This is a genomic window from Metabacillus sp. B2-18, assembly GCF_021117275.1.
GTDB lineage: Bacteria > Bacillota > Bacilli > Bacillales > Bacillaceae > Metabacillus.
The window spans coordinates 20886-32500 of the sequence record NZ_CP088245.1 but is presented as its reverse complement, the minus strand read 5'-3'; the positions used below and the strand labels follow the sequence as shown (position 1 = coordinate 32500).

The 11615-nt window shown below is 36.4% G+C and carries 13 protein-coding genes, 1 tRNA gene, 1 other RNA gene and 1 other annotated feature; of the genes, 4 read left to right on the top strand and 11 right to left on the bottom strand.

The annotated features are described in order from the left end of the window. Positions 1-201: 201 nt before the first annotated feature. The 7 genes from LPC09_RS00155 to tadA form a co-directional block, all read right to left on the bottom strand. The gene (locus tag LPC09_RS00155; RefSeq protein WP_121664108.1) at positions 202-468 is read right to left on the bottom strand and encodes a pro-sigmaK processing inhibitor BofA family protein; all 267 of its coding nucleotides are present in this window, start codon (positions 466-468) and stop codon (positions 202-204) included. Positions 469-551: 83 nt separating this feature from the next. Continuing rightward, positions 552-773, bottom strand: coding sequence for a YaaL family protein (locus LPC09_RS00150; RefSeq protein WP_098798626.1), 222 nt, complete (start codon positions 771-773; stop codon positions 552-554). Positions 774-786: 13 nt separating this feature from the next. Continuing rightward, complete coding sequence (gene recR / locus LPC09_RS00145) at positions 787-1383, bottom strand: recombination mediator RecR (protein WP_231308767.1); 597 nt, start codon at positions 1381-1383, stop codon at positions 787-789. Between the two features lie 10 nt (positions 1384-1393). Beyond that, positions 1394-1717 carry a YbaB/EbfC family nucleoid-associated protein gene (locus tag LPC09_RS00140; RefSeq protein WP_098798639.1) on the bottom strand — a complete coding sequence of 108 codons (324 nt, stop codon included), beginning with the start codon at positions 1715-1717 and terminating at the stop codon, positions 1394-1396. Between the two features lie 21 nt (positions 1718-1738). Then, entirely contained in the window at positions 1739-3433 is a 1695-nt protein-coding gene (dnaX, locus tag LPC09_RS00135; RefSeq protein ID WP_121664106.1) for a DNA polymerase III subunit gamma/tau, read from the bottom strand. A gap of 272 nt (positions 3434-3705) precedes the next feature. Beyond that, positions 3706-3969, bottom strand: an RNA gene (gene ffs / locus LPC09_RS00130) — signal recognition particle sRNA large type. A 100-nt stretch (positions 3970-4069) separates the two neighbouring features. Next, positions 4070-4543: a tRNA adenosine(34) deaminase TadA gene (gene tadA / locus LPC09_RS00125; RefSeq protein WP_218975593.1), complete on the bottom strand. Its 474-nt coding sequence runs from the start codon at positions 4541-4543 to the stop codon at positions 4070-4072. A gap of 67 nt (positions 4544-4610) precedes the next feature. Here tadA and LPC09_RS00120 point away from each other — a divergent pair, with 67 nt between their 5' ends. The 4 genes from LPC09_RS00120 to LPC09_RS00105 all read left to right on the top strand — a co-directional run bounded on the left by LPC09_RS00120 (position 4611) and on the right by LPC09_RS00105 (position 7990). After that, a complete protein-coding gene (locus LPC09_RS00120; RefSeq protein WP_121664104.1) occupies positions 4611-5135 on the top strand; it encodes a cysteine hydrolase family protein in 525 nt (174 codons plus the stop codon). Positions 5136-5210: 75 nt separating this feature from the next. Further along, on the top strand, positions 5211-6497 hold the full coding sequence (locus LPC09_RS00115) for a glycoside hydrolase family 18 protein (protein WP_121664103.1): 1287 nt from the start codon (positions 5211-5213) through the stop codon (positions 6495-6497). 190 nt (positions 6498-6687) lie between these two features. Beyond that, complete coding sequence (locus LPC09_RS00110) at positions 6688-7344, top strand: deoxynucleoside kinase (protein ID WP_218975592.1); 657 nt, start codon at positions 6688-6690, stop codon at positions 7342-7344. Next, complete coding sequence (locus LPC09_RS00105; RefSeq protein WP_121664102.1) at positions 7322-7990, top strand: deoxynucleoside kinase; 669 nt, start codon at positions 7322-7324, stop codon at positions 7988-7990. The genes LPC09_RS00110 and LPC09_RS00105 overlap by 23 nt, the downstream gene beginning before the upstream one ends. 172 nt (positions 7991-8162) lie before the next feature. On the opposite strand, the gene LPC09_RS00100 is transcribed toward LPC09_RS00105, so the two are convergent. The 4 genes from LPC09_RS00100 to pdxS all read right to left on the bottom strand — a co-directional run bounded on the left by LPC09_RS00100 (position 8163) and on the right by pdxS (position 11467). Further along, positions 8163-8255 (bottom strand) — tRNA-Ser (locus tag LPC09_RS00100). Between the two features lie 107 nt (positions 8256-8362). After that, a complete protein-coding gene (gene serS, locus LPC09_RS00095) occupies positions 8363-9646 on the bottom strand; it encodes a serine--tRNA ligase (RefSeq protein ID WP_121664101.1) in 1284 nt (427 codons plus the stop codon). Between the two features lie 56 nt (positions 9647-9702). Further along, positions 9703-9922 (bottom strand) — a binding site (T-box leader). A 63-nt stretch (positions 9923-9985) separates the two neighbouring features. Continuing rightward, positions 9986-10561, bottom strand: a complete 576-nt coding sequence (gene pdxT / locus LPC09_RS00090) for a pyridoxal 5'-phosphate synthase glutaminase subunit PdxT (RefSeq protein WP_121664100.1) — start codon at positions 10559-10561, stop codon at positions 9986-9988. Between the two features lie 18 nt (positions 10562-10579). After that, entirely contained in the window at positions 10580-11467 is an 888-nt protein-coding gene (gene pdxS / locus LPC09_RS00085) for a pyridoxal 5'-phosphate synthase lyase subunit PdxS (RefSeq protein WP_121664099.1), read from the bottom strand. Positions 11468-11615 lie beyond the last annotated feature (148 nt).

The window sequence follows — 11615 nt, the reverse complement described above, 5'->3', positions numbered from 1 at the left end:
CAAAGAACTTTTTCCGCCTCATCAGAAGCGACTTTAATATATTATCACGTTCGCTTCATTTAAGTCAACATCTTTTTAAAAGTTTTTCAAAAGATGTTTTTAAATAAGCAAGTCGCCCTTTTTCAAAGACGAATACTAATATAACACCCCATTAAAAACATGTCAACACAAAAAGAAAAACAAATGGATATCCCACTTGTTTTAAGCAATAATAAATGTTTTTATAACGATTAGTGCTGCTAACCCGGGGATTCCCAATATCCCAGAGATACTTGATGTTATTAGATTAATTGGAATATGTAAATCTATGCTTGTACCAAATGCATTTACAAAAAATAATAATAGCGCTCCAACTATAACCTTTACAAACAGTTGACCGATCCATTGAATTGGTTTAATCGGTGCTCCGACAAACAATAGAATCAGTACGAGTCCACCCAATATAGAAAAAACTATAATAGGATCCATTTCACCACTCCCTTTTATCCTCTTACTATAAAAGATATGGAAGTGCGTTTAAAAATAGAACAAGCTATAATAGATAACATCTACTATAGCTTGCCAATTTTAATGTTTCGGTTTTTTGCTTCCTTTAATAAAAAGAAGTATTTCGCTTCTGCTACTTTTAATTCATAGAGTACCTCAGGAGAAGGTTCAACACTTTTATCAATCAGTTGCTTTTGTCGATTCCACTCTTTCTTCTTCAGAAGTAAGTTTTGAATCAGTTGTTGATCATATTGATTTCTCAGCCATCCTTTACGGCGAAAAAGCATCTCATCCCCCCCTTTACAGCTCTCTTCTTCCTTCTAGTGCTCTTGATAGGGTAACTTCATCAGCATATTCCAAATCTCCACCTACCGGTAAACCATGTGCAATTCTAGTTAGTTTAATACCCGATGGCTTTAATAATCTTGAAATATACATTGCAGTTGCTTCCCCTTCAATATTAGGGTTTGTTGCTAAAATAACTTCTTGAATCACGTCATCTTGAAGCCTTTTTAAAAGCTCCGGTATTTTTATATCTTCAGGTCCGATCCCTTCCATAGGAGAAATTGAACCATGAAGTACATGGTACAGTCCGTTATATTCTTTCATTTTCTCCATTGCGATCACATCTTTAGGATCTTGAACAACACAAACAACGCTTTTATCACGTCGATCATCTTCGCATATATAACAAGGATCCTGATCAGTAATATGGCCACAAACAGAGCAGTACGATAAATTCCGCTTGGCATTAACTAGAGCCTTTGCGAAATCCAAGACCACATCTTCTTTCATATTTAATACAAAAAAAGCCAGTCGAACGGCCGTTTTTGGACCGATTCCTGGCAATTTCATAAAGCTATCGATTAGCTTTGATATTGGTTCAGGATAATGCATGATAATCCTCCTAGAACATTCCCGGTAAATTCATTCCTTTTGTGAATTGTCCCATAGTTTCATTTGTTAAATCGTCCATCTTTTTAAGTGCATCGTTTGTAGCAGCTAATACTAAGTCTTGAAGCATTTCGATATCTTCTGGATCTACTACTTCTTCCTTAATGTTAACTTCTACTATTTCCTTTTGGCCATTAACAACAACAGTTACCATACCGCCACCAGCAGTACCTTCTACTGTTTTTTCAGCAAGTTCTTCCTGGGCTTTCGCCATATCCTTTTGCATTTTTTGCATTTGCTTCATCATCTTTTGCATATTACCCATTCCGCCACGCATCATTTTACATTCCTCCAGTTTTTAGTCTTTTATTTCAATAAGTTCATTTCCTACTAATTTTCTTGCTTCAGCAATTAAAGGATCTTCTTCTCCACTTTCTTGCTGATTTTGCTCATCGTCTTTTTGGTCTTTAAGGAATTCCTTCCTTATTTTACCCCAATCATGTTCTGGAACGCCAACCATTTCCATATTCTTGCCGACTAATTCCTGTAAAATCATTTCTAAGTTTGTTCGAACATTATTGTTATTTTCAGCTACCATTTTACAATGAATTTCAAATTTGAATTTCAAAACAAAGGCATGATCTGATGCTGCTACAGGTTCACTATCATTTAGTAGTGCTGCATGAGACACCTTATTTTGGCGTCTTAGCATCTCTAGCAGCTCTGCCCAGCGTCCTTTAATTATCTCTAAGTCTTTTCTTGTAGCGTTTTTAAGGATTTCTTGAATTCTTCCTTCTGGTGTTTTATAACCACCACTTTTCATTGAGCGCTGCTTTGGTTCAGAACCTGTTGCAGCCTGCTGTGGTGCAGAGATCCCTTGCTGTTTTATTCGGTTTATTTCTGATTGTAAATTGTTTATCTTATCTAGAAGTGCTTGATACCCCTCTTGATTAGGCTGAGAAGTAGTATGAGCACTTTGACAAAGCTTCACAAGTGCTACCTCTAAAAAAATTCGTGGATGGTTTGTCCATTTCATCTCTTGCTGACTTTTACTTAAAACATCAATTGTCTCATAAATCTCAGCAGAAGGGATTTCCTTTGAAAGTTGAATAAATTGTTCATCAACTGATACTCGTTCAAGTACATCTTCTAACGTTGGTGCCGTCTGGTAAAGAAGCATGTCTCGGTAATAAAAAATAAAATCTTCAATAAATCTACTTGGGTCTTTACCTTGATACATAAGTTGATCAAGTGCTTGTAAGGCAATTGTCACATCTTTTTGATGAATGGCCTCTGCAATTCTTCCGATAATCTCTTGAGAGACAGACCCAGTAATTAGCAAAGCTTCATCAATACTTACTTGCTCATCACTATAAGATATAGCTTGATCTAGGAGGCTTAACGCATCACGCATACCACCATCAGCTGCTCTTGCTATTACATCTAGAGCTGCTTCTTCTACATTAACCTGCTGATTATGTATGATTTCCTTCATTCTCCCTACAATAGCAGATGCAGTAATTCTTCTAAAATCAAAGCGTTGACAGCGGGAGATGATTGTTAGCGGGATCTTATGTGGTTCTGTTGTAGCTAAGATAAAAATCACATGCTTAGGAGGCTCTTCTAGCGTTTTAAGTAAGGCATTAAAAGCTCCAATCGATAACATATGAACTTCATCGACGATATATACCTTATATTGTACAGATGATGGTGCATACTTTACTTTATCTCTTATATCCCTTATTTCATCAACACCGTTATTAGATGCAGCATCAATCTCAATGACATCAGAAATTGACCCGTTTGTGATTCCTTTACAAGCAGCACACTCATTACATGGCTCCGCAACTGGTGCCTTTTCACAGTTCACTGCTTTTGCAAAGATTTTCGCTGCACTTGTTTTCCCTGTTCCACGTGGTCCAGAAAAAAGATAAGCATGTGAAAATTTATTTTGTAATAGGGCATTTTGTAAGGTTTTAGTAATATGTTCTTGTCCAACCACATCATGAAACAGCTGTGGTCGAAAAACACGATATAGAGCTTGATAACCCACAAAAACGTCTCCCTTCTTCTTCTTCCTTTTTATTATAACAACCAACAGAAATTTTACAAAGTTGTTTATATGTGAGTTCATTCATAATGATCACTTTTAAACCAAAAACGAACATTTTTCTTTCGCTAACCTTATTGTTGAATAATATAAAATAAATGCACAATAAGATGAATGTTTATACGTTTTTTAATAACCAGTTGTGAATTATTACATTCTTTCATGTAAATAAAAAACTCACCCTATAAGAGTGAGTTTTATTTTAAAATTAACTGCCGTGCACCTTCCGTCGATTAGCCACCATAGGCGTTACTCAAGCAGTTAGCTCGGCTCAGGCAACCCCGCGGCACATGAGAGCTTCCACTTAATGCTGCTTCCTTCCGGACCTGACATGGTTCATGGATTCCCATTGCGCAGGACCCAAGCGTCAACACCACTTACTTGAGGCAGCCCTACAGTGTTCTAACCTCTAGAAGGGATTCGGCCTCGCTAGAGCGGATTGCGAGTACAGGGCACCGCTACCTCCCCGCTTAGCACGGCAAAATTGATACCATATTTAGTTGCGCCGTTTGTCCGACGCATGTATTAGTATATATCCTTCTCATATAAAATGCAATGGTTAGACTTTGTAAGTTTTTGTCATGTGTTTTTTCTTTTCTTTTTCTTCTCTCTTAACTCACGAAAAAAAGAACTGAGCATTTCACTACATTCCTGCTCTTCAATTCCCTTTGTGACTTCAACTTGGTGATTAAACCGCTCCTCCTGAAGTAAGTTCATTAGAGTACCTGCACATCCACCCTTTGGGTCAGAAGCACCGTAAACAACTCTCTTTATCCTCGAAAGGACAATGGCACCAGCACACATAGGACAAGGCTCTAATGTAACATATAGTGTAGCATCTTCTAATCTCCAAGAATCTACTGTCTTACACGCTTGGTCAATTGCTAAGATTTCAGCATGAGCAATCGATCGTTGTTCAGTTTCCCTCAAATTATGAGCTGCACCCACAACGATATCATTTAAAACAATCACTGCCCCAATTGGAACTTCTCCGATTTCTTTTGCTTTTCTTGCCTCTTCTAAAGCTATTTTCATAAAGTGTTGATCATTCATACTTGAGTTACCCCTTATAGAATTGGTGAATTTGTTCATCCTATTGTTTAAAAAGGAGAATCGATCAATGAAAACAAAAAGTGAACAAGCACTCCTCATTATAGATATGATCAATGATTTTCAATTTCATAATGGCCCTATCTTAGCTAAACAAGCTGATACCATCTCACATAACATTCTTTCTCTGAAGGAAAACATGAAAAAGAACGGCTCTCCAATTATTTATATCAATGATCATTATAAACTATGGCAAGCCAACTTTGAAAAGATTGCAGCAAAGTGCCGAAATTCATTAAGTGAAAATATCATTCATCGCCTTTATCCTAATGATGATGATTACTTTTTGATTAAACCGAAACATTCTGCTTTTTATGGTACAGCATTGAATACCCTTTTATATAGCTTAAATATTAAGGAACTTGTCATTACAGGGATTGCCGGGAATATATGTGTCTTGTTTACAGCTAACGATGCATATATGAGAGAATATCGAATTACTATTCCCTCTGATTGCATTGCCTCTAATACAGAGGAGGATAATGATTTTGCATTAAGAATGATGAAACATACTCTTAAAGCATCTATTACCTGAGTCTAAAAATAGCTGACATGTATCAAGCCTCCTTCACATATGATGTACTAAAATGTTTTTGTGAGGAGGATAGACATGCAAATACATATTGTCCAGCAAGGACAAAGTTTGTATGGTATTGCACAGGCCTATAATACAACTGTAAATGAAATCGTTCGAACAAATGAATTACCAAACCCTAATAATCTGGTTATCGGTCAAGCGCTTGTTATCCCGATTAAAGGAAGGTTTTATTGGGTCCAACCTGGAGACAGCTTATTTTCAATAGCCCAAAGATATGGTTTTTCAGCTGCAGAGTTAGCTAGAATTAATAATCTTAATGTGAATCAGCCACTTTCACCTGGATTCAGATTATATATACCTGAAGGACAAAAAAGATCTGTAGAATCCAATGCTTATATTGAGCCTAGAGGTACAAGTGTAGCTGCTAACCTTGAGCAAGCAGCTCGTGAGGCTGCACCATATTTAACATACTTGGGTCCTTTTAGCTTTCAAATTCAGAGAGATGGTACATTAAAAGAACCATTATTAAATAACTTTCCGGAGATTGCCCGACAAAATGGCGTCACATTAATGATGGCCATCACCAACTTAGAAAATGATCAATTTAGTGATGAATTAGGTAGAATTGTTTTAACAAACATGGATATACAAAATAAACTGTTAGATAATATCGTAAGAACAGCAAAGAAATATGGATTTAGAGATATCCATTTTGACATGGAGTATTTAAGACCTCAAGATCGTGAGGCATACAATCAATTTCTAAGAAAAGCAAAAGCTAGATTTAGTCAAGAAGGTTGGCTTCTATCAACAGCTTTAGCTCCTAAAACGAGTGCAGATCAAAAAGGAAAATGGTATGAAGGACATGATTACAAGGCACACGGTCAAATTGTTGATTTCGTTGTTATTATGACTTATGAATGGGGATACAGCGCTGGACCTCCTTTGGCAGTATCACCAATTGGCCCTGTTCGAGAAGTGTTAGAATATGCGATTAGTGAGATGCCTAGTCGCAAAATTATGATGGGTCAAAACCTATATGGATATGACTGGACGCTTCCTTTTGTGGCTGGTGGTCAATACGCAAAGGCAGTAAGCCCTCAACAAGCTATCCAATTAGCAAGTACGAACAACGTACCAATTCGCTATGATCAAGAAGCACAAGCACCTCATTTTAATTATACTGATGCCGGTGGTAAAGAACATAAAGTATGGTTTGAGGATGCAAGGTCCATTCAAGCTAAATATGATTTGATTAAAGAGTTAGATTTAAGAGGAATTAGCTATTGGAAACTAGGCTTAGCCTTTCCACAAAATTGGCTCCTCCTTGCTGATAACTTCACAATTGAGAAGAAATAGTTACCTACTGAAGTACTCATTGAAAAATGGGTGCTTTTTTGGTTAATTTTAAGTAAATTGTTAGGGATTGTGAGATAAATATAGAAAAAGAAAGCAATCAGTTAATTTTTAACTCAAAATGGGTTTTGCATGGTAAAATGAAATTTGTCGATTTTTAGTATAGGTGTTTCGTTTTGAAGGAGGACCCATTATGAATATACCCTTTATTACTGTAGAGGGACCAATTGGTGTTGGAAAAACATCATTATCTAAAGCAATTGCTGATTATTATCAGTTTCATCTATTAAAAGAAATTGTTGAAGAGAATCCTTTCTTAGGAAAGTTTTACGCTGATATTGAGGAGTGGAGCTTTCAAACAGAAATGTTCTTTCTTTGCAATCGTTATAAACAATTAGAAGATATCGATAAAAAATTTCTCCAAGTCAATAAACCAGTTGTAGCGGATTATCATATTTATAAAAATCTTATTTTTGCTAAACGTACATTAAAAAATGAGCAGTATGATAAATACTTAAAAATCTATGATATTTTAACGGATGGAATGCCTAAGCCAAATATCATTATTTATTTAAGCGCAAGTTTAGATACTCTACTTAATAGAATTGCAAAAAGAGGTCGCGAAATTGAGCATCAAATTGACCCAAACTACTTGCAACAACTCTCAGAAGACTATGATATTGCTATGACACAATGGGAAAAAGAAAATCCATCCATCCCTATTATACGATTTAACGGAGATTCATTAGATTTTGTTCAAAATAAACAAGACTTAACCTATATATTCAATACATTGAATCAGTATTTGCAAAAAGGAGTAACAATAGATGAATTTACGAGAAAAATATAATATTCCAAACAATGCTGTGATTACGATTGCAGGTACCGTTGGTGTAGGAAAGTCAACCATGACAAAAGCTCTGGCAAAGGAACTTGATTTTAAAACATCGTTTGAGAAAGTTGATTCCAATCCTTATCTTGACAAATTTTATGCGGATTTTGAAAGATGGAGCTTTCATTTACAAATCTATTTTCTTGCTGAACGCTTTAAAGAGCAAAAAAAGATTTTTGAATATGGCGGAGGATTTATTCAGGATCGTTCCATCTATGAAGACACTGGAATCTTTGCAAAAATGCATTATGAAAAAGGAACAATGTCTGAAGTAGATTATGAAACATACCGAAATTTATTTGATGCAATGGTTATGACCCCTTATTTCCCACATCCTGACCTTCTGATCTATCTTGAAGGAAGTTTAGACGATATATTATCTCGAATTAAATTACGTGGACGAGCTATGGAGCAGCAAACTCCCGTAGAATATTGGCAAGAGATGCACCAGCGTTATGAGGATTGGATTAATAACTTCAACGCCTGCCCTGTTTTACGTATTAACATTAATGATTACGACATTATGACAAATGACCAATCCATTGAACCAATTATAGAAAGAATTGGCTACTTTATTGAGCAAACAAAATTTCTCAAAAAATAAGATACAATAAAAAAGGCATTTAGGAACAGAAATTCTGATCTTAAATGCCTTTTATTACTCTATCTAGAGTTAAGCCCTTACAAAGGGTAATAAAAAAAACCGTTACTATGTAACGATTTTCACCAATCTCCCATATTTTATGCGCTTAATATGAGAATTATTTATAATATTATGGAGGAGGAAAGGGGATTCGAACCCCTGCGGGCTTTGACACCCCTGTCGGTTTTCAAGACCGATCCCTTCAGCCGGACTTGGGTATTCCTCCTTGTTGACAAGATATAATTTATCATAAGATATATATGCTTGTCAACAATTCTTTAAAAAAATTTTAGTTTTATTAAAAACCTTAAATTTCTTTCTAAACCTGCGTTTTTATTCTACAACAGATATACGTTCTTTGTTCCCCATATACGGTCTTAATACCTCTGGAATAATGACTGATCCATCTTCTTGCTGATAATTTTCTAAAATAGCAGCAACTGTACGACCAATTGCTAAACCAGATCCATTTAATGTGTGAACATGTTCAACTTTCGCTTTGGCTTCTCTTCTGAATCGAATATTAGCACGTCGAGCTTGGAATGCCTCAAAATTACTACAAGAAGAGATTTCACGATACGTTCCATAGCTTGGAATCCAGACTTCTAAGTCATACTTTTTAGCTGCTGTGAATCCAAGATCAGCTGTACACATGCTCATAACACGATATGGTAGTCCTAATAATTGAAGTACTTTTTCAGCATGACCTGTTAGCTTTTCTAGCTCCTCATAAGAATCCTCTGGTTTAACGAAACGAACAAGCTCTACTTTGTTAAACTGATGTTGACGAATTAGTCCTCTTGTATCTCTCCCAGCAGATCCAGCTTCTGAACGGAAATTTGCACTGAATGCAGCATAGCTGATTGGAAGTTGTTCTACATTAAGGATTTCCTCACGATGTAAATTTGTTACTGGAACTTCTGCCGTTGGAATTAAGAAATAGTCTTCTCCAACGATCTTAAAAGCATCTTCCTCAAATTTTGGTAATTGACCTGTTCCAGTCATACTATCTCTATTCACAATAAAAGGTGGCATGATTTCTGTATAACCATGTTCCTCTACATGTAAATCAAGCATAAAGTTAAAGAGTGCTCTCTCTAATCTAGCTCCTAAACCACGATAGAATACAAAACGGCTGCCAGTTACTTTTGCTGCTCTTTCGAAATCTAAAATTTGCAGACCATCTGCAATTTCCCAATGCGGTTTTGGTTCAAATGAGAATTCAGGGATCTTTCCCCAATTTCGAGCTTCTACATTATCATCTTCTGTATCACCAACAGGAACACTTTCATGAGGAATATTTGGGATAGATAATAGCAATTGCTCTAATGCTGTTTCTACCTCGCGTAATTCATCATCATATTCTTTTATTTTTTCTCCTACGTCTTTCATTTCACTAATAAGGTGATCAGCATCCTGTTTTTCCCTTTTTAGTTGAGCAACCTGAGAAGATACTTCATTTCTTTTGCTTTTTAATTCTTCTGTAGCTGCGATAAGCTCTCTTCTTTTTTTATCCAGATCCTCAAATTTGCCAAAGTCCGTTAAATCCTCTCCACGTTTGGCTAATTTTTGTTTTGCTTCATCCAAGTTAGCACGTAAAAATTTAATATCCAACATATTAACATTCTCCTTTTCAATAGAATATATTTGAACACAAAAAACTCCCGTCCCATAGAAGGGACGAGAGTTACCCGCGTTGCCACCCTAGTTAAAAATACAAATGTATTTTTCACTTAATGAATAACGGTCATAGCCGGAATAACCTACTTAAACTGTTGTTTGTTCAGCCATTCATTCAAGGATGGATTCGCAAGCATCTATCACCGATTTTCACCAGCCATCGGCTCTCTATAGATAGAACATCATGCTACTAGTTCCTATCATCATGTTTTCATATAATTGATTTAGTACATAATTTACTATAAGTTTACAGCACTAGCAAGTTTTTTATACCTTTTATTTAGACTCTTTCACCATATTTATAAATAACTGAGTCATTCGGTGATCATCCGTTAGTTCTGGATGAAATGAGCATCCAAGAAATTGACCCTGTCTAGCAGCAACGATTCTTCCGTTATGTTTAGATAAAATCTCTACATCTTCTCCAACTTCCACAATATGTGGAGCTCGTATGAAGACACCAACAAAATCTTCACCAACACCGGTAATCATTAGCTCTGCTTCAAAGCTATCCTTTTGGCGACCAAAGGAGTTACGTTCTACCGTAACATCCAATAATCCTAAATGAGACTCAGAATAACCTACTAGATTTTTTGCTAATAGAATTAAGCCTGCACATGTTCCGAACATAGGCTTACCTGATTCAGCAAAAGCTTTTAAAGGTTCCATGAAGTTATATTTATCGATTAAGCGACGCATTGTGGTGCTTTCTCCACCTGGAATAATTAAGCCGTCAAGGTCATCAAGTTGATCTGTTGTCTTAACGACGATTCCTTCTGCACCACAAGCTTCGATTGAACGAATATGTTCTCGCACAGCACCTTGTAAACCTAAAACACCAATTTTCAGCATGTAAAAAACTCCTTTATCTTACCAACCACGCTCTTGCATTCTGTGTTCTGGTAAAAGGCTTGAAATTTCAATTCCTTGCATTGCAGATCCAAGTCCTTTTGATAGGCTTGCAATTAACTCATAATCTTGGAAGTGTGTTGTTGCTTCAACGATTGAACGAGCAAATTTTGCAGGATTTTCTGATTTAAAGATACCAGAACCAACGAATACACCGTCTGCTCCTAATTGCATCATTAATGCCGCATCAGCAGGAGTTGCTACACCACCAGCTGCGAAGTTAACAACAGGTAATTTACCTTCTTTTTTGATTTGAAGAAGAAGTTCAAATGGTGCACCAAGATTTTTCGCTTCAGTCATTAATTCATCTTCACTCATTGCTGCAACTTTACGAATTTGAGCATTTACTTTACGCATATGACGTACCGCCTCAACGATGTTACCAGTACCTGGCTCACCTTTTGTACGAAGCATTGAAGCACCTTCAGCAATACGGCGTGTTGCTTCACCAAGATCACGGCATCCACATACAAATGGAACTGTGAAATCACTTTTTAGTAGGTGATATTCTTCGTCAGCTGGAGTTAATACTTCACTCTCATCAATATAATCTACACCCATAGCTTCAAGTACACGAGCTTCAACGATGTGACCGATACGAGCTTTTGCCATAACTGGAATAGATACAGCATTCATAACGTCCTCAACGATTGTAGGATCAGCCATTCTTGCTACACCGCCTGCTGCACGAATGTCAGCTGGAACTCGCTCAAGTGCCATTACAGCAACAGCGCCTGCTTCCTCTGCGATTTTTGCTTGCTCTGCATTTACAACGTCCATGATGACGCCGCCTTTTTGCATTTCTGCCATTCCACGTTTTACGCGGTCAGTACCTGTATTGTTACTCATCTGTTTGTCCCCCTTATGTAATTTCCTATGTAATAGGATTTGTTTTAGCTATATGAAAAATTCATCTACGCTATATTTTATCCTAACTTCTAAAAAAATCCTATCAAAATAAATATAATTAGTAAAACAATTCCTACATATTTCACTA